General features: G+C 71.6%; 13 protein-coding genes and 1 pseudogene. 1 reads left to right on the top strand and 13 read right to left on the bottom strand.

Annotated features, from left to right (window positions below):
• Positions 1-240: 240 nt before the first annotated feature.
• From ACGFNV_RS43050 to ACGFNV_RS42990, 13 genes and pseudogenes are all read right to left on the bottom strand, one after another.
• The gene (locus ACGFNV_RS43050; protein WP_393630704.1) at positions 241-1,599 is read right to left on the bottom strand and encodes an MFS transporter; all 1,359 of its coding nucleotides are present in this window, start codon (positions 1,597-1,599) and stop codon (positions 241-243) included.
• Between the two features lie 149 nt (positions 1,600-1,748).
• Positions 1,749-2,684: a sigma-70 family RNA polymerase sigma factor gene (locus tag ACGFNV_RS43045; RefSeq protein ID WP_393630702.1), complete on the bottom strand. Its 936-nt coding sequence runs from the start codon at positions 2,682-2,684 to the stop codon at positions 1,749-1,751.
• Between the two features lie 10 nt (positions 2,685-2,694).
• The gene (locus ACGFNV_RS43040) at positions 2,695-3,885 is read right to left on the bottom strand and encodes an NAD(P)/FAD-dependent oxidoreductase (RefSeq protein WP_393630700.1); all 1,191 of its coding nucleotides are present in this window, start codon (positions 3,883-3,885) and stop codon (positions 2,695-2,697) included.
• 235 nt (positions 3,886-4,120) lie between these two features.
• Positions 4,121-5,323 carry an SUKH-4 family immunity protein gene (locus ACGFNV_RS43035; RefSeq protein ID WP_393630698.1) on the bottom strand — a complete coding sequence of 401 codons (1,203 nt, stop codon included), beginning with the start codon at positions 5,321-5,323 and terminating at the stop codon, positions 4,121-4,123.
• Between the two features lie 175 nt (positions 5,324-5,498).
• Positions 5,499-7,124: an IS200/IS605 family accessory protein TnpB-related protein gene (locus tag ACGFNV_RS43030; RefSeq protein WP_393630697.1), complete on the bottom strand. Its 1,626-nt coding sequence runs from the start codon at positions 7,122-7,124 to the stop codon at positions 5,499-5,501.
• A 159-nt stretch (positions 7,125-7,283) separates the two neighbouring features.
• Positions 7,284-7,841, bottom strand: a complete 558-nt coding sequence (locus tag ACGFNV_RS43025) for an AAA family ATPase (protein WP_393630695.1) — start codon at positions 7,839-7,841, stop codon at positions 7,284-7,286.
• A gap of 120 nt (positions 7,842-7,961) precedes the next feature.
• Positions 7,962-10,271 carry a xanthine dehydrogenase family protein molybdopterin-binding subunit gene (locus tag ACGFNV_RS43020; protein WP_393630693.1) on the bottom strand — a complete coding sequence of 770 codons (2,310 nt, stop codon included), beginning with the start codon at positions 10,269-10,271 and terminating at the stop codon, positions 7,962-7,964.
• Positions 10,268-12,559 (bottom strand): 2Fe-2S iron-sulfur cluster-binding protein, encoded by a 2,292-nt coding sequence (locus ACGFNV_RS43015; RefSeq protein ID WP_393630691.1) that lies wholly within the window; start codon positions 12,557-12,559, stop codon positions 10,268-10,270. The genes ACGFNV_RS43020 and ACGFNV_RS43015 overlap by 4 nt, the downstream gene beginning before the upstream one ends.
• A complete protein-coding gene (locus ACGFNV_RS43010; protein ID WP_393630690.1) occupies positions 12,556-13,449 on the bottom strand; it encodes an FAD binding domain-containing protein in 894 nt (297 codons plus the stop codon). The genes ACGFNV_RS43015 and ACGFNV_RS43010 overlap by 4 nt, the downstream gene beginning before the upstream one ends.
• A gap of 270 nt (positions 13,450-13,719) precedes the next feature.
• Complete coding sequence (locus tag ACGFNV_RS43005) at positions 13,720-15,372, bottom strand: beta-N-acetylhexosaminidase (protein WP_393630688.1); 1,653 nt, start codon at positions 15,370-15,372, stop codon at positions 13,720-13,722.
• 91 nt (positions 15,373-15,463) lie between these two features.
• Positions 15,464-15,646, bottom strand: a pseudogene (locus tag ACGFNV_RS43000) (carbohydrate ABC transporter permease); the annotation flags it as partial.
• Positions 15,647-15,845: 199 nt separating this feature from the next.
• Complete coding sequence (locus ACGFNV_RS42995) at positions 15,846-16,127, bottom strand: DUF3039 domain-containing protein (RefSeq protein ID WP_133931397.1); 282 nt, start codon at positions 16,125-16,127, stop codon at positions 15,846-15,848.
• Positions 16,128-16,156: 29 nt separating this feature from the next.
• Positions 16,157-16,729: a YqgE/AlgH family protein gene (locus ACGFNV_RS42990; RefSeq protein ID WP_393630686.1), complete on the bottom strand. Its 573-nt coding sequence runs from the start codon at positions 16,727-16,729 to the stop codon at positions 16,157-16,159.
• A gap of 253 nt (positions 16,730-16,982) precedes the next feature.
• Between ACGFNV_RS42990 and murA the strand changes: the two genes are divergently transcribed.
• Positions 16,983-18,300: UDP-N-acetylglucosamine 1-carboxyvinyltransferase (murA, locus tag ACGFNV_RS42985; protein WP_393630684.1), on the top strand; the 1,318-nt coding region annotated here is incomplete at its 3' end.

Here is an 18,300-nt window from a genome sequence, read left to right as displayed (position 1 = left end):
AGCACCCGCGGCCGTTCGTCTGGACGAAAACCGCCGACGAGATCCTCGACAAAGTCGCCGCCTACTGCCGACGAATCTCCGACTCAGGTCACTAGTACTCCAGCTGTAGATCGTGTCGGCAATTAGGAACGGGGCCCGAGTCCGTTCAGCCGCGCCGGCAGGCCCTGCTGTCGCCTGCCCGTCGTGACAGCCACGAGGGCCTTTGGCCGGCCCTGGGCAGCGGTCCGCACATCATCTCGGTCATACGGCTACCCGGAGGTGGTCCGGCACGTCGTCGACGAGCTGCTGGACAGCACCCCTGAAGATCCATCCGATGGCCGCCCATGCCAGCACGGCCGCGAGGATGAAAGCGACCGCATTGCCCGTCATGGCGGCGACGGCGCCGCCAACGACAGGGCCGAGCGCGTTGGCTCCCCAGATGAACGGCAGCGCGACACCATTGACGCGTCCCATCGCCTCCACGGGCGTTGCCTTCTGGATGAGCGTGATGATGGCCACGTTCGTCAGCGGTCCGGTGAAGCTGGAGATGCCCTGCGACACCACGACGACCGCGAACGCGAGCTCCTTGCCGCCCAGCATGGCGGCCGGCAGCAGCGCGAACGCGAGGCCGAGCAGCGCGTGCGTCAGTACGAGTGTGCGCCCCATTCCCAGCCGCCCGCTGATTCTTTGGGACAGTGCTGCGCCGATGAGGACCGGGACGCTGCCCAGGCTCAACGCCAGGCCGAGCTGCCCAGCGGAGAAGTGCAGATCCTGGTAGGCGTACACGATGATTATCGCGAGCGTAGACGAGACCGCCATGTTGCCGAAGGTCAGCGTCAGCGTGAGGGACCGCAGGACGCGGTTGCCGAGGGTCAGTGTGATGCTGCCCCGGATGTCCCGGAGCGTGGCGCCCAGGCCACGCTCGGCGGGCGCCGGCCGAGGCTCCTTCTCGCGGATGAACAGCAGCAGAAGGGCGGCGAGGAAGTAGGACACCGCATCGGCTGCGACAGCGCGGGCAGCGCCGATCAGGCTCACCAGGCCGCCACCGGCCGACCTGCCCACTGTCATCGCTATGGACTTGCTCAGTTGGGTCTTGACGTTGCCCTCGACGAGGTCGGCACGGTCGAGGACCTGCGGGATGTATGCCTGATATGCCAGTTGGAAGACCACATCGAAGACGCCCTTGAGTAATGCGGCAACATACAGGTGCGCCAGAGTGAGGTGGCCTAGGACGGCGGCCAGCGGCAGCGAGCCGAGGATGACGCAGCGGGCGACGTTGGCGAGTTGCATCAGCGGCCGTCGGCGCAGTCGGTCGGTGAAGACGCCCATGATCGGCGCGAGCAGTACGAAAGGCAGCCACTGCAGGGCCATGAGCGCGCCGACCCCGACGGCGCCGGTGCCCAGGGCGAGGACCGCCAGCGACGGTAGCGCCACGACGCTGATCTCACTGCCCAGAAGGCTGATCGACTCCCCGGACCACAGGAGAAGGAATGGGCGGTTGCGTGCCAGGACCGACTTCGGATGGGTTGCGCCGATTTTTGGATCTTCGACAGCCCTCTGCGTGGAACGCCGCACAATTCCCTCCCTGCCGAGATCAGCGATGTATTTTTCCGTGGTCACCTCCTGCGGAACAAGCGCTTTCTAGCCGTGGGGTGTCCTGAAAAGGAGCCCTTGCAGCCGTGAAGGTGCTGCCTTGCAGATCATGGGTTCGATTCCCGCCACGGCCTCAAGTGCCTTGACCAGGCGCCCCCGGATCCCGGTGGCTCGGGTCACCATGCGTTGATGACCGGCGCGTGGGGTTCGTGCTGCTGCCAGGCCTCATTCAGGCGCGCGAGTCGGTCCGCGGCGGCGATGCCGTGCAGGGACGCGACGTTGCCGTCACTGACTTCGAACGCCACGACGCCCACGACCCGGTCGTCGACCACGGCGAGGACGGCCGGAGAGCCGTTGACCAGCGCGATGTGCATCGCGAGGGAGCCGCCGACCAGCCGCCGCTTCGCCGGAGTGGGCTTGAATCCGGCCCGCACATAGGACGCGATGCGCTCGCGCGTCCTGTACCGCAGCAGCCGCCTGGCCAGTCCGGCGCCGTCCGAGACCGCGGTCGCGTCGGCGGTGAGCATCGCCACCAGCCGTTCGGTGCGCCCCGACATGGCCGCGGCGAGGAACTCCTCGACGATCCGGCGCGCGGACGCGGGGTCCACCTCGCCGCCGCGGCGCTCGGCGGTGACCCGGCGTCGAGCCCGGTGGACATGCTGTTGGCTCGCGGACTCGGTGATGTCGAGTATCCCGGCGATCTCGGCGTGGGTGTACGAGAAGGCCTCGCGCAGGACGTAAGCGGCCCGCTCGACCGGCGAGAGGCGCTCCATGAGGGTCAGTACGGCCAGAGACACCGATTCGCGCTGCTCGAAGGTATCGGCAGGGCCGAGCATCGGGTCGCCTTCGAGGAGGGGCTCGGGCAGCCAGGCTCCGACAGCGCGCTCGTGGCGTGCCTGCGCCGAGCGGAGCCGGTCGAGGCAGAGATTGGTGACGACCTTGGTCAGCCACGCTTCCGGCACCCCGATGCGTTCCCGGTCCGTGGCCTGCCAGCGCAGGAACGTGTCCTGCACGGCGTCCTCGGCGTCGGCGGCCGAGCCGAGCAGACGGTACGCGAGCGAGGCCAGCCGGCCCCGGCTGGCCTCGAATCGATCGATGGCTGCGCTGTCCATGCGCAGGAGCCTAGGCGGCGGCCCTTGCGCCGGCCCGGTCGGGCGCGGTGGCCATGTGACGCTTGCGCTTCGGCATGCCGAAGGTCGGGTGGGCGATGCCCCACCCGGCCCCCTTGAGCACGCCCGACTTGAGCCGCGCGGCCATCCGGCCGCCCAGGTACCAGGACTTCGACCGGACGTCCTCATCCACCATCTGGAAGATCGCGTCCCGCCGTCCGAGGCTGATGTGGTTGCCGTGGTATTTCAACCCAATGGTCGGGACCTTGCTGCCCGTCAGGCGCGCGATGATCGCGGCCGTCGCCTGCATGTTGGTGTAGCCGGCCGAGGCGCAGGACATGGGCAGCGGTCGGCCGTTCTCGCCGATCGCGTAGACGCTGTCCCCGGCGGCGTAGACGTCCGGGTGCGAGACGGAGCGCATGGTGCGGTCGACAACGATCTGGCCGGTCTCGGCGACTTCCAAGCCGCCGGCGGCCGCGATGGGCTGTACGGCGAACCCGGCCGACCACAGGGTCACGTCTGCCGGAATTGACGTACCGTCGGCGGCGATGGCCCGGGTCGGCTCGACGGCTTCGATGCTGGCGTGCTCGTGGACGGTGATGCCGAGCCGGTCGAAGGCCTGGCGCAGGTGACGGCGGGCTTTCGGGGAGAGCCAGGCGCCCAGCTCGCCGCGGGCGGCAAGTGCGACCGAGAGGTCGGGCCGGGACTCGGCGAACTCGGTGGCGGTCTCGATGCCGGTCAGCCCCTCACCGACGATCAGCACGGTGCCGCCCTCGCCCAGTCGGGCCAGGCGCTCGCGCAGTCGCAACGCCGAGGACAGGCCGGTCACATCGAACGCGTACTCGGCCACGCCGGGGACGCCATGGTGGGCTACGGAGCTGCCGAGAGTATAGAGAAGCGTGTCATACGCGAGTTCTCCGTCGCCGTCCTCGCCGGTCACGGCCACGGTCCTGCACTGGGGGTCGACATCGGTGACGCGCGCCACGCGCAGCCGCACCCCGGTGCCCTCGAAGATGTCGGCGAGCTTGCGGAACGCGAGGTCCTGGCCGATCGCGAGCTGGTGGAGCCGCATCCGCTCAACGAAGTCGGGCACGGCGTTGACGACGGTGATCTCTGTCTCGGCGGGGGACAGCCGACGGGCCAGGTTTCCTGCGGCGAAGGCCCCGGCGTATCCGGCGCCGAGTACGACGATGCGGTGCTTCATGGCGATGCTCCTGTCTCGTTCGCGTGCCCCTTGAACGAGACTGCGTCCCGATTGCTGACAGCAGCCGGGTGTGGCGTGGGTCACCGACCTGAGGTCAGGGGCTGAGCTCGTCTCAACGCCCTGGTGCCCCAGGAACACCTGCGCTTTTGGAGCAGGATCCGTCGCTCTTCGTCGGTGACGACGGCCGAGACCGCCACGACATCCGTACGAGGTGCGGCCCTCCCGTGCAGCCCGCCTACGCGTACAGCCCCCCACCCGCCTGGTCCTCGAACACGCCCGGCCAGTAACGCCAGCCGTCGTCCTGCGAGGTCGCCGGGACGGTGGTGCAGGCGATGGGGTCGATGGCGGCGAGGGTGCGGGTCATGGTGTCGGCGAGTTGTTCGTAGGCCTCGGTGAGGTCGTGTTCGGCGTCCAGGGACTGTTCGCGGTGGATGAGCCACAGCGTGAAGCCCAGGGTGGAGATGTCGGCGTTGAGGGGGCGCAACGCCGCGTCCGCCTCGCTCCAGCACAGGACCGCGCCGGTCGTGCCGTCGACGACCAGGCTGGTGTCCTCCAGGAGGTGGCCGAGGCGGATCAGGTGGTCCGCGCCCTCGGGGGAGTCGGCGCCGGATTCCTCGACGCACTCGGTGAGCGTCCGGAGGGGCATGTCCGGGTCCAGGGTGAACCAGACGACCTCCTCCGGGAGACCCACCTCGCGCAGGAAGCGGCGGGTCGGCTCGTGGGTGAGGGTGGGCGGGAAGTCGACGTCCTCGAAGCGGACGATCGCGCCGGAGCCGAACTCGTCGTCCAGGAGACGGGGCGGGAGGTCCAGGGCGAGTTCGGAGACCGTGCCGCGGCCGGCCACCAGGGCCAGGGGGCGGATCACCGCCACCATCTTCCAGAAGGGGGCGACGTCGCCTCCCGTGCCCTCCTCGTACAGAGCCAGCAGCTGGCGTGACGCCTCCGCCACCGCCTGCGGGCCGAAGCGGCCCGCGTACGCCGCGAACTGGCCGCGCAGGGCCGCGAGTTCGTCGGCCGCCGTGGCGAAGCGGACCAGCTTCTCCAGGGACGGCGCGAAGGGGCGGCGGTCCATCAGGTCGGGACGGTCGTGGAGGAAGTACGTCGTCGAGACCTCGCCCGTCGACCCGTCGAGCAGGACCGATTCCGTCTCCGGGCCCTGGGCGCCCAGCAGGCCCCCGATGACCAGCTGGTCCCGCAGCTCGGGCGACAGGCGGCTGTCCGGGTCGCCGGTGGAGTCCGCGACCGTGCGCAGGCCGTCGCGGCGCAGCGTCTCGAACGTCAGCAGGCCGCCGACACCCGGAAGTCCGGGGCCCGTCAGCCAGCGGCGCGTCGGCGCGTGGGTGACGTACCCGCGCAGCTCGGCCTCGGTCAGGACGATCATCGCGGTGCGGAAGGCGCCCGCGGTGTCCGCGGTGTCCGCGGTGCCGGTCGTGCTCATTGTTCTTCCCCCGAGCGTGCGATGTCCTCGTCCCCAGGCGGGGCACGGCGGTCGGCGGTGCGCGGTGATCCGCGGCACGCCGGCCTCCCCACTGCCCAGAACATTACGCCGCACCACTGACAACGGCCCTCGGCAAGGAGCGGGGTCCGTGACGGAAGACGTCAGAAGACCGTTCCTAGGGGCTGAGTGGGAGTGAGTCCTGTTGCCAGGGCTCGTGCTCAGCCGGACGCCCCGAACGGTGTTGGGCGTTCTGGTTGACCGCGTTCGCTCCGCGTCCGGGCAACACGGATCGTGTCCGTGGTCCGGGGATACGGGGGCGGTTTCCCTCACGCCCCGGGGTGCCCGGTCGGGCCTGGACGGTCCGATGCCCCTGCTCATCGCTCCGGTGAGCAGGGGGCGGTGCCGTCCGTCGCCGGATCGGGTGTCCCAGGGCGCGTCTTCCGATCGCCACGGCGGCTGCGTCGTGGCGGGTGGTCTTCCTGGTTGTGGTGGTGAGGGGCTGCTGCCAGTGCTGGGCGCCCCAGCGGCTGGTGTAGGCGGGGTCGACGGCGATGACGGTGATGCCGAGTTCGGCGGCCATGGCCACGAGCCGGGCCCGGAGTCGGGCCACGGGCATGCCGGAGATCAGCTTGCGGAAGCGCTTGTTGCGGCCGTGCTTCTCGCGGGTGGTCTCCGCGGTGAAGTCCAGGTCTTCCACCGCAATGGCAAGACTGTGGCGCTTGGCCCAGTGCAGCAGGCGGATCAGCGCGTGGCGGACCTGGGCGTCGCGGTGTTCGGCGGTGCCGGTCAGGTCGTAGTCGAAGCGCCGGGGTGCGCCGACGGGGTTGCCGTGTGCGTCCAGGCGCCAGGCGGCCAGGTGGTCGGCATTGGTGTCCACCCCGACCACTCCGTGGGCGCGGGCTGCAGACAGGGGGACGGTCTTGACCGGGGGGATGGTCCACGAGGCGGTGAGGTACCAGCGGCCACGGGCGGTGTCTTCGTGGATGCGGTAGGCGACGGCGCGGTGGGCGGTGACACGGTCGCGCCACTGCTCGCCCCGGTGCGCGAAGCACACCCGGGCGGCGAGCACATACCGGCCGTGCGGGGCGTTGGCCAGGTGCGCCAACGGCGCGGGGAGCTTGATGGAGACCTCACCGTCGGGGCTGACGCGGATGGTCTCGTTGCCGTACCGCTTGCCGGACTCGCCGTCGGCCTGCAGGAACCGGCGTTCGGCCTGCCACCGCTCCCGCCACCGCTCCTCGGTGAGCTGCGCGGTGTCCAGGTGATGGCGGGTGTTCAGCAGCCGCTTCCCGCCCCGCACGACGCGCACGCGCCCAGCCTCACGCTCGGCGCGTGCCACCTCCAGCCGGTCGGCGAGCACGTGCAGGCGGCGGGCCTTGGCATGCCACTCCCGCTTGCTGCGGTAGCCGCCCGGAACCTTCCGGCTGCCCTTCTCCCCCACCGGCAGGGACAGCCGGTGCGCGATCGTCCTGACGCCCGCTTCCAGGCTCTGGATGTGCGCGAGCTGGCCGCGCCGGGTGAGCGCCCACTGATCATGCGTGGCCTTCGTGATACTGCCCGCCCACCGAGAAGACGACTCCGGGGTGAGGGCGCGCTTGCGTGCGGCCCACTGATCGCTGTCGTGCTCCAGCCCGGCCCCGCACCGCGCTTTGAGATCCCGGGCAGCCAGCGCCCCCAGATGATCACCGACCAGATGCAGCACCTTCTCGTCCCCGGCCGTCAGCTGCTTGAGCCGGTCACGGACCGCCACGCCCGAGGGGCCGGGAACCACGAACGGCGCCGCCAGCTCCCGCAACCCCACTCCCCGCACCCCCCGCCCGCTCAGCCGAAGCACCCGTCACCCCACCCAACGACCACCACCCACAAAGGTCACACATTCGACAGGCAAACCCCTGTCCCATCCCGGAGTGCCGCACCTGCTGCCACCCACGGACACTCACTCATACGTGCCAGAACACACTCATTCGCTGTCATGCCACAGCAGTTCACAACCCCTCGCGCGTTCCCTGCCCGCCACAATCGCCTCCACCGTTTCCGCGACGGTGAGCTCCGACGTGTCGAGCCACAGCCCGATGCGCGGCGTCCGGGCGCGCAGGCCCGCGTCCAGCTCCTCGACGGTCCAGGCCCCGTAGCCGGTCTTCGTACGCCCCTTCTCGCGGGCCGCGACGGTCTCGGGCGGCGGGGCCAGGACGACCACGTACAGCGGGCGGGTGCGTACGAGTTCGACGTAGGCCGCCAGGTCCGGGCCGAGGACGACGTCCTGCACGACCGCCGTGAAGCCCGCCGCCGCGTAGGTGTCCGCGGTCGCCGCCGAGAGCCGGTGTCGCAGCCGGAGTTGGGCCTCCGCCTCGCCGCCTGCCGGGGAGCCGGGCACGTACTCCGCACGCCCCGAGACGACCATCCGCCGGAAGACGTCCCCGCGGACGTGCGCCGCGCGCGGCAGCCTCTCCGCCAGCGCCTGCGCGACCGTGGACTTGCCGGCCGCCATGACGCCGGTGATCAGGACCACGCCCTCCATCAGGCCCTCACGTGAGGTACACGCCCCCCAGGACCACGACCACCGCGGCGAGCACGAAGACCAGCACCCACGTCAGCACCTTGCCGACGCTGGGCGGCGGTTCGTACCGCGGTTCCTCGGTCACTGCGCTGTCACCACCGCAGCCTGCGGCCTTATGGGGAGCCGGTTCACCGGGCGGCCCGTGGCGGCTCGCACGGCGGAGGCGATGGCCGCCGGGGAGGTCACCACCGGGACCGCGCTGGCCGCCTTCGCGCCGAAGGGGGCGACCACGTCACGTTCCTCGACGAGTTTGACGATGTGGATGTCGGGTGCGTCGAGGGCGGTGGGCAGGGCGTAGCCGGTGAGGTCGGGGTGGCGGATCAGGCCCCGGGGGGTGCGGAGGTTCTCCGTAAGGGCGATGCCGACGCCCTGGGTGACGCCCGCCTCGATGCGCGCGGCGAGCTGGGTGGGGTTGAGCACCCGGCCCACGTCCTGCGCGACCGCGAGCTCCACCACCCGTACGGAGCCCAGTTCGATGTCGACGTCGACGACCGCGCGGATCGCGCAGAAGGCGAGGCCGACGAAGGCGTCGCCCTGCCCGGCGCCGTCCAGCGGCTCGGTGGGGTGCGGGCGGCACTGCGCGGTCGCCCACAGCTCCTTGCCCTCCAGGGCCTCGGTGACGGTGGTGGAGAGGACACCGTCGTACGAGGTGATCTTGCCGTCGGTGATCTGGAGCAGCTCGGTGGACATGCCGAACTTGTGCGCCAGGGGCTGGAGCAGCTGCGTGCGGACCATCTTCGCCGCGCGCTCCACCGCGCCGCCCGACACCCAGGTGTGGCGGCCGCGGCAGCCCGGGCCGGCGGGCGGCTGGTCGGTGTCCACGGGCGCCACGTGCACCTCGTCGACGCCGAGTGTCTCCTGGACGATCTGCCGGGCCAGGGTGGTGAAGCCCTGGCCGGTCTCGACGGCCGCGCACAGCACGGTGGCGACGCCGTCGTGGACCTTCACGGTCGCCGTGGAGACCTCGTCCGCGCCCTCCGCGCCGAGCATGTGCACCATGCCCAGGCCGTAGCCCACGCCCCGGCGCACCGCGCCCGGCTCGCCCGCGCCCTCGGGGCCTCCGGGCAGCAGCCACTCCTCCTCGGGGGCGTCCTTGGGCAGGGCCGGCAGCGGGAAGTCCTGGACGGCCTGCAACAGCTCCGCGACCGGCGCCGGACACGTCACGGTCTGGCCCGTCGGGAGTACGTCACCGGTGGCCAGGGCGTTGCTCAGGCGCAGTTCGGCCGGGTCGACGCCGAGCTTCTTCGCGAGCTTGTCCATCTGCGCCTCGTAGGCGGCGCACACCTGCATGGCGCCCTCTCCGCGCACATGGCCGGAGGGCGGGTTGTTGGTGCGTACGGCCCAGCCCTCGATGAAGGCGTTCGGGACGACGTACGGGCCGCAGGCGAAGGAGACGGCGGCGGCCAGGGCCTCCGAGGAGGTGTCCGCGTACGGGCCGGCGTCCAGGAGGATCTGCGCCTCGACCTTCACCAGCCTGCCCTCGGTGTCGGCGTGGTGGCGGTAGCGCAGCAGGGTGGGGTGTCTGTGGGAGTGGCCGAGGAAGGACTCCTCGCGGGTCGCCGTGAGCTTCACCGGGCGGCCGGTCTTCAGCGCGAGCAGCCCGAGGGGGAGTTGGAAGCCCTGGTCCTCGCGGTCGGCCGTGGCGCCGGGGACGCCGGTGACGACGATCTTCACGCGGTCGGTGTCGAGGCCGTAGCAGGCGGCGGCGGTGTCGCGGTCGGTGTGCGGGTCGGTGGAGGCCAGGTAGAGCTCCACGCCGCCGTCGGGGCGGGGCACGGCGAGCCCGGCCTCGGCGCCGATGGGGGCCGGGTCGGCGCGGCCGATGCGGTACAGGCCCTCGACGACGACCTCGCCGGCCGCGTCCGGGTCGCCGTGGCGCAGCGGGATGTGCCGGATCAGGTTGCCCTCGGGGTGCAGGGGCTCGGCCTCGAAGGCCTGCTCCGGGTCGAGCACCGGGTCGAGCACCTCGTACTCGACGATGACGGCCGCGGCGGCCATCCGCGCGGTGTCCGGATGGTCGGCGGCGACGGCCGCGATGGGCTCGCCGTGGTGGCGTACGACGTCGGAGGCGAACACCGGACGGTCGGCCGTGCCCCTGCCGTGCACCGGGCGGCCGGGGACGTCCTCGTGGGTGACGACGGCCCGTACGCCGGGCATGTCGCGCGCGTGGGAGGTGTCGATGGACACGATGCGCGCGTGCGGGTGCGGTGAGCGCAGCACGGCGGCCCACAGCAGGCCCTCGGCCCACAGGTCGGCCGCGTAGGGGAACGTGCCCTCCGTCTTGGCGCGGGCGTCGGCGGGCGGCAGGGAGGCGCCGAGGCCGTGCGGGATCGCATCGGGGGCGGGGGCTGCCTCCGCGGCGGTGGTCGCGGTGGCGGCTTCGTTGCTCACGCCTGGCCTCCGTCCTGGCCGTACGCCTGGTCATGCGGTCCGGATGAACCCGTGTGTCCCTGTGGGCCGTTGGGCCCGTTGGCGCTCGGGAACCCCGGGGAGTCGAACGCCGACGGGTGGACGCCACCGGCGCCCGGGCCCGCCTGGTGCGGAATACGTGCCTCGCCAGTGTCCGTCTCACCGTCGGCCGCGGTGTGCGCCTCGCGTTCGGCGACGACCTCATTGACGGCCTCCAGGACGCCCCGGTAGCCGGAGCAGCGGCACAGGTTGCCGCACAGGGCCTGGCGGGTCTCCAGCTCGGTCGGCGCCGGGTTGCCCTCCAGCAGGTCGTGCACGGTCATCGCCATGCCCGGCACGCAGAAACCGCACTGCACCGCGCCGCACCGGGCGAGCGCGCGCTGCACGTCCGAGGGCTGGCCGTCGACGGCCAGTCCCTCGACGGTGCGCACCTCGCTGCCGGCGGCGGTGACGGAGGGCACCAGGCAGGACGCCACGAGCCGTCCGTCGACCTGCACGTTGCAGGCCCCGCACTCGCCCTGCGAGCAGCCGTCCTTGGCCCCGGCGAGCCCGAGGCGCTCCCGCAGCACGTACAGCAGCGACTCACCGATCCACGCGTCGGTGACGGGCCGGTCCACGCCGTTGACGCGCAGGACGTACGAGGCGAGCGGGTGCTCCTCCTGGGGCGGCGCGGGGGCATCGTGCGGGGTGGCGGCGTCCGGTGCGGGGACGGCGGCGGGGGCGGGGTCCGTTCCGTCGCCGGGGGCGGGGTCCGCTCCGTCCGCCATGTCGGTCGCGTCGGTCTCGCGGTCGGGGGACGCCGAGGATGCCGGGGATTCCAGGGCTTCCTGGGATTCCTGGGCTTCTTCGTTCGCCCCGGTGTCCTCCGCTGAGGCGGGGCGCTCCGGGGGCAGTGGGGGCGAGGCGTCGGAGGCCGCTCCGTCCGGGAGGCCTTCCGGCGTGCCGTCCCCGTCGCCGGGTGCCCGCCCGTCCGGGAAGTCCGCGGTCACGACGGCCTCGGCACCGGAGTCCGAGCCGTCGGCGGCACCCGATGGCGCGCCTTCCTCGGGGCGCTCGGCACCGAGTGCCGACTCGCCCGGGAAGCCGGAGGGCGCGTCACCCTCGGGCCCGGAAGTCGACCCGTCCGTGGCACCCGGTGTCGCGTCCGCGACCCCGGAGACCGAGCCGTGCGGGGTACCGGGTTCCTGCTGCTGCGCTTCCGTCTGCCCCGTGGGACCCGCCGGGGTGTCCGGGAAGCCGTCCGTCGGCGCGTCCGGGAACCCGCTGCTCGCCTCTTCCGGTGGCCCGGAGGGCGAGTCGTACGCGGAACCCGGCGCCGTGTCGTAAGCCGTCCCGGCGCCGGATGCCCGCGGCGGCTGCTCCGCGCCGGACTCGCCGAAGGCGAACTCGACGCCCTGCCCGAAGGTCGACTCGCTCTGCCGGGCGTAGCCCGGCCCGTGTCCGGCGTGGGTGTCCGTCGCGCCGGGCAGCGCGGGAGAGTCGGTGAACGTCTCGTACACCGCGGCGGTCGAGGACGCCTCGGCGGCCATGTGGGCCTCGTCGAGCGCCGCGTCGGCCGCGGAGGCGTACCGCTCGGCCTCCGCCGCGCCCGCGGCCGGGGAGGGCCCGCCGTGGGCGTCCCCGCCGGGCAGGCCCGGTGCGCCGGAGTCGTACGGCCCCGGCGGCTGCGCGTACGGATCGGCACCCGGTGCCGTCTGTCCCCACGGCTCGCCGCCGGCGCCGCCCGGCCCCGTCGCCCAGGGCGCGGGCGCGCCGCCCGGCAGCGTGGCCGGGGGCGTGCCGCCCCACTGCTCCAGCAGGGCCGAGGTCGAGTACTCGCCCGACTCGTCGGGAAGGTCACCGCCGGCCACGGGGATGGACCACTGGCCGGTGACGTCGTGACCGGGACCCGGGGCCGGTTCGGGCCCGTTGGCGTCGCCGAAGTTCCACTGGCCCGTGGCACCGGGGTTGTACGTGAACCGGTCGCCCGCGCCCGGCTCCTGGGCCGGTACGGCGTTCGGGTCGGGCCACCCGGTGCCGCCGGCCGGGGCTCCCCACGCACCCGCCGCCGGGTCGGTTCCGTCGTGCGCCGGGGGCGTCGCCGTTATCTGCGGGGGCACGTAACCGTGGCCCGGCGCGGCGAGCGGACTGTCGCCCGAAAGGAGCGCGTCGATGCCGCCCTCGGGGAGTTGCACGAAGGCGGTGGCGCCGTCGTCGTAGTCACCCTGGGGCAGCGGGTCCCAGCGACCGCCGTCCTGGGGCGTGCCCTCTCCGTGCTGGTCGTCGGTCACGACAGCGCCCTCCCCAGTGCTCGTCGGGCCAGCGCGGCGACGGTGCGCCGCAGGTGCAGTACGGCGGGCGGAAGCGGTTGTACGGACCCGTCCTCGGCCGGTACCGGGTCGGGGATGCAGGCCGCGGCGACGTACTCGCCGAAGGCGTGGAGGGCCTCCGGGACGATCGCGCGGTTGTTGTCCCAGTCGATCAGCTGGGCGACCCACTGCTCGGCCTCCAGGGGCCGCAGCGGCATCGGCGCTATGGCTCCCACGGCACATCTCACGCCCCGGCGCGCCGGGTCGAGGACCAGGGCGACGGAGGCGAGCGCGCGGCCCGGGCCGGTGCGGCCGGTCGCCTTCAGGAAGACCTGCGGCGCGTGCAGCAGCGGCACGCGCACGTAGCCGATGAGTTCACCGCCGCGCAGCATCTCCACTCCGGCCAGCAGGTGCGACACCGGGATCTCCCGGCGGGCTCCGCCCGGGCCCGCGATGATCAGTGTCGCTTCCAGCGCGGCCAGGACCGGCAGCGCGTCCCCGGTGGGGGCGGCCGAGGCGATGTTGCCGCCCAGGGTGCCCGCGTTGCGGATCTGCGGCGGTCCCGCGGCGCGCGCGGAGGCCGCGAGCGCCGGGATGAGGGCGGCGAAGTCGGGGCGGCCCATACGCGCGTGCGTGAGGCCGGCGCCGAGCAGGGCGTGGCCGTCCAGGTACTGCCAGCCGCGGATCTCGCTGATCCGTCCGAGGCCGACCAGTCCGGTGGGCCTGAGCTGCCCGGAGTTGACGGCGGCCATCAGGTCGGTGCCGCCCGCGACGGGCACGGCGGCGGGCATGGCTGTGAGCGCCGCCACTGCCTCGTCCAGCGTTGTGGGCAGCGTGACGGCCTGCGCCGCCTGCGGTGCGTGCGTGCTCAAAACCGGCTGCCCCTTCCCGCTGCCCCACCTGGTCCCACCTGTGTTGCCGTACGGTACGTGCTGACAGGGCGGACGTGGCAACTCTGGCACATCTTCGCAACACCCGAGGACGGGGGTCCGCTGGGAGGCATTCGCACGCCTCACCAGCGGGATGGTCCGCTTTGGGGCGACATCGCCGGTGCGCGGGAATTGCCACTCTTCGGTGATACTGCCGGAATTTTTCCGCTACTTGTTCTACACACTCTGATTGTTCTGCTTATCCCGCTTGTCCTACTTGTCCGGTGGCGGGCCGTCGATCGGCCGTCCCAGCACGCCCGGCCGCCGTTGCCACGGCTTCGGCCCGGAGGGTGGCCGGTAGCCGACCCCCAGGGCGTCAAGTCGCCGGTAGTGGACGGCCATCCGGCGCTCGAAGTCCGCGAAGTCCCGCTCCCCCGGCGTGGGCAGCGAACTCCACGCCACCTCGGCGAAGGCCGCGAGCCTCGGGAACGTCTGGTAGTCCACGCGCGCCTGGTCCTCCATCACCTCGGTCCACACGTTGGCCTGCGTGCCCAGCACATGGCGGGCCTCCTCCTCGCCGAGCTGCGGCGGGACCGGCTCGAAGCGGTAGACGTCCTCCAGGGTGCGCACGTAGGCGATCGGTACGGGCTCGTCAGGGCCGGCGTCCTGCCGGTAGTCGAGGTACACGTGCTGCTCGGGGCACATCACGACGTCGTGCCCGGCCCGCGCGGCGGCGATCCCGCCCGCGTACCCGCGCCAGGACGACACCGCGGCCCCCTCGGCCAGCCCGCCCTCCAGGATCTCGTCCCAGCCGATGAGCCTGCGCCCGCGCGCGGTGAGCCACCCGTCGAAGTGGCCGATGAACCACGCCTGGAGCGCGTCCTCGTCGGCGAGGCCCAGCTCCTTCATCCGCGCCTGGGCGGTCGGCGACTCCCGCCACTGGTCCTTGAGGCATTCGTCACCCCCGACGTGAACGAACCGGGCGGGGAACAACTCCAGGAGTTCTTCGAACACGCCCTCGTAGAAGCGCAGGGTGTTGTCAGTGGGGGCGAGTACGTTCGGAGAGATCCCCCAGTTGTCCCAGACGGTCAGGGAAGTGGTGTCGATGACATCGGTGTTGCCGAGTTCCGGATACGCGGCGATGGCGGCCTGCGAGTGGCCGGGTACGTCGATTTCGGGGACCACGGTGATATGCCGCTCGGCGGCGTAGGCGACGATCTCCCGGATGTCGTCCTGGGTGTAGTAGCCGCCGTGCGGCTTCTCCTCCCACAGCCGTGAGGCACCATGGCCGATTTTCGTGCGACTGCGCCAAGAGCCGATCTCGGTGAGCTTCGGGTAGCGCTTGATCTCCACGCGCCAGCCCTGGTCGTCCGTCAGATGGAAGTGGAGGACGTTGAGTTTGTGGGCGGCCATCAGGTCCAGGTAGCGCAGAACGCTTTCCTTGGGCAGGAAGTGCCGGGCCACGTCGAGCATGAGTCCGCGCCAGCGGAAGCGCGGGCTGTCGTGCAGGGTGACCGCGGGCACCTCCCATTCCCGGTCGCCGGAGACGGGGGCACGCCGGAAGGCGTCCGGGCCGAGCAGCTGACGGAGGGTCTGGGCGCCCCAGAACAGGCCCGCCTCGCTCGCTCCGTCGATCGCGACGACGTGTCCGTCGGCACTGAGGCGGTACGACTCCGGCCCGCCGAGTTCCTCCGCCAGCTCGGGGACGATCCGCAGCAGTATCCGGTTCCCGTGGTCGGTGTACGGCGGCAGCGGAAGTCCGGTGGCCGCGCCGACGGTCGAGCGCAGCCAGCGCGCGACCCGCTCGGTTCCGGGTCGCGCCTCGATCTCGGTCTCCTCGTCGATGACGTATCCGGTGCCGCCACCGGGAAGCGAGGCGGACAGCCGGCCGGGGGCGGGGATCAGGGAGTTGCCGTAATCGCTCATGCCGTCAGTCCTTCACCGCTCCGCCGAGGCCGGAGACGAGTCGTCGTTGTCCAGGGAATGGCGCCCGGCTCGCCCCGTCGATTTCGGCCGGGGGCGCCGTCCGGGCCACCAGAAACATGATCGGCAAAGGGGTTCGGAAGCCGAAGCGGAATCGTGTCGGGGCGGTCGCCGCGAGAAACGCGATCAACGCCGAGATGATCACGAGAGCGCGCGCCGTGATCAGGATGTCGAAGAAGTACCGGCCGAATTCCTGCTGTTCGAACACGCGCCGGAAGCATGGAGTCCCTCTCTCCGAGGCGTTGCAACATGCGCAATGCTGGTTTCGCCGTGCACAACAGTCGGGAGCTTAGGGACTGCCCGAACGCACCCACAAGAGGTCTCGACCACTCTGTGACACGAAGGCCCCCGGAGCGCGTCGAAACGCGCTCCGGGGGCCTTCACGAGGTCTGCCCGGGCGGGCGGCCACCGCCTACTTACTTGTCGCCACCCTTGCCCTCGTCGCCGCCGGCGCCCATGGAGTCGTAGATCTCCTTGCACATCGGGCACACGGGGTACTTCTTCGGGTCGCGGCCCGGCACCCACACCTTGCCGCACAGCGCCACGACGGGAGTCCCGTCGAGGGCGCTCGCCATGATCTTGTCCTTCTGGACGTAGTGGGCGAAGCGCTCGTGGTCGCCGTCGCCGTGGGACACCTGCGGCGTCGGCTCTACGAGGGTCCCCGTACCAGTCCCGCGCTCGGGCTCAAGAGTGCTCATATCGCCAAGGGTACTGAAGCTCGGAGGCATCAGTTGAGCGAAGGGTCGTCCGGGTACGTCGCCACCATCGCCAGCTCGCTGCGCTGGCGGCGCAGGACCTCGCGCCAGAGTCTCTCGGGGGACGGGGAGGAGACGTCGCCGGGCTCGGACTCGACGACGTACCAGGCGCCCTCGACGAGCTCGTCCTCGAGTTGGCCGGGGCCCCAGCCGGCGTATCCGGCGAAGATCCTGAGGGAGCCCACGGCGGAGGCGAGCAGTTCGGGCGGGGCCTCCAGGTCGACCAGGCCGATGGCGCCGTGGACGCGGCGCCAGCCCAGCGGGGCCCCGTCGACGGTCGTGCCGCCGGGGATGACGGCGACGCCGAGGGCGGAGTCGAGGGAGACCGGGCCGCCCTGGAAGACGACGCCGGGCTCACCGGTGAGGTCGGCCCAGCCCTCCAGGATGTCGCCCACGTCCACAGGGGTGGGACGGTTGAGGACGACGCCGAGGGAGCCCTCCTCGTCGTGGTCGAGAAGGAGCACCACCGCACGGTCGAAGTTCGGGTCCGCCAGGGCGGGCGTGGCCACGAGCAGCCGCCCTGTGAGCGAGGACACCTCGGTCATGCCAGACATGATCCCGCATCTTCCCCTGGAGTGGGGAGGCAATCGGCGTTCACGAGTGAACGCAGCTCAGGGCACACGGACGTGTGCGGAGCGCACGGCGGGCGGTGGTGACCCCATGTGCCCGTGGAGAAACGGTTCGTGTTGTGACACAGCTATGACGTACCTGGGTACTCCTTGGGCTTACGGAAGGGGGGCCCACGGCGATTACCCTTTCCCTCCTGGCCCCTGCCCCACTCATCGGAACGCGAGATACATGACCGTCAACGACGATGTCCTGCTTGTCCACGGCGGAACCCCGCTGGAGGGCGAGATCCGTGTCCGCGGTGCGAAGAACCTCGTACCGAAGGCGATGGTCGCCGCGCTGCTGGGCAATACGCCAAGTCGACTGCGCAACGTTCCGGACATCCGTGACGTGCGTGTCGTACGAGGTCTGCTGCAGCTGCACGGTGTGACGGTCCGTCCGGGTGAGGAGCCGGGCGAGTTGGTGATGGACCCGTCGAACGTGGAGAGCGCGGACGTCGCCGACATCGACGCGCACGCCGGTTCGAGCCGTATCCCGATCCTGTTCTGCGGTCCGCTGCTGCACCGGCTCGGGCACGCCTTCATCCCGGGTCTCGGCGGCTGCGACATCGGCGGCCGGCCGATCGACTTCCACTTCGAGGTGCTGCGCCAGTTCGGCGCGCGGATCGAGAAGCGGGCGGACGGACAGTACCTGGAGGCGCCGCAGCGGCTGCGCGGTACGAAGATCCGGCTGCCGTACCCGTCCGTCGGCGCGACCGAGCAGGTTCTGCTGACGGCGGTCCTCGCGGAGGGTGTCACCGAGCTCTCCAACGCGGCGGTGGAGCCCGAGATCGAGGACCTGATCTGCGTCCTTCAGAAGATGGGCGCCATCATCGCGATGGACACCGACCGCACGATCCGCATCACCGGTGTGGACGAGCTGGGCGGCTACAACCACCGCGCCCTCCCGGACCGCCTGGAGGCGGCCTCGTGGGCGTCCGCGGCGCTGGCGACCGAGGGCAACATCTACGTCCGCGGCGCGCAGCAGCGCTCGATGATGACGTTCCTGAACACCTACCGGAAGGTGGGCGGTGCCTTCGAGATCGACGACGAGGGCATCCGTTTCTGGCACCCCGGCGGGCAGTTGAAGTCGATCGCCCTCGAAACGGACGTGCACCCCGGTTTCCAGACGGACTGGCAGCAGCCGCTGGTCGTGGCGCTCACCCAGGCCACGGGTCTGTCGATCATCCACGAGACGGTCTACGAGTCCCGGCTGGGCTTCACCTCCGCGCTGAACCAGATGGGCGCCCACATCCAGCTCTACCGCGAGTGCCTCGGCGGCTCCGACTGCCGCTTCGGCCAGCGCAACTTCCTGCACTCCGCGGTCGTCTCAGGACCCACCAAGCTCCAGGGCGCCGACCTGGTCATCCCCGACCTCCGCGGCGGCTTCTCCTACCTCATCGCCGCCCTCGCCGCCCAGGGCACGTCCCGCGTCCACGGCATCGACCTGATCAACCGCGGCTACGAGAACTTCATGGAGAAGCTCGTCGAGCTGGGCGCGAAGGTCGAAC

The sequence above is a fragment of the Streptomyces sp. NPDC048751 genome, assembly GCF_043198595.1.
GTDB lineage: Bacteria > Actinomycetota > Actinomycetes > Streptomycetales > Streptomycetaceae > Streptomyces.
This window is presented reverse-complemented; position numbering and strand designations above follow the sequence as displayed.

What these genes read in the sequence shown, in the direction of transcription:
- ACGFNV_RS42995 (WP_133931397.1), bottom strand. Translation starts at nt 16,127, where the DNA reads ATGAGCACTCTTGAGCCCGAGCGCGGGACTGGTACGGGGACCCTCGTA.
- ACGFNV_RS43005 (WP_393630688.1), bottom strand. Translation starts at nt 15,372, where the DNA reads ATGAGCGATTACGGCAACTCCCTGATCCCCGCCCCCGGCCGGCTGTCC.
- ACGFNV_RS43025 (WP_393630695.1), bottom strand. Translation starts at nt 7,841, where the DNA reads ATGGAGGGCGTGGTCCTGATCACCGGCGTCATGGCGGCCGGCAAGTCC.
- ACGFNV_RS43040 (WP_393630700.1), bottom strand. Translation starts at nt 3,885, where the DNA reads ATGAAGCACCGCATCGTCGTACTCGGCGCCGGATACGCCGGGGCCTTC.
- ACGFNV_RS43035 (WP_393630698.1), bottom strand. Translation starts at nt 5,323, where the DNA reads ATGAGCACGACCGGCACCGCGGACACCGCGGACACCGCGGGCGCCTTC.
- ACGFNV_RS42990 (WP_393630686.1), bottom strand. Translation starts at nt 16,729, where the DNA reads ATGACCGAGGTGTCCTCGCTCACAGGGCGGCTGCTCGTGGCCACGCCC.
- ACGFNV_RS43045 (WP_393630702.1), bottom strand. Translation starts at nt 2,684, where the DNA reads ATGGACAGCGCAGCCATCGATCGATTCGAGGCCAGCCGGGGCCGGCTG.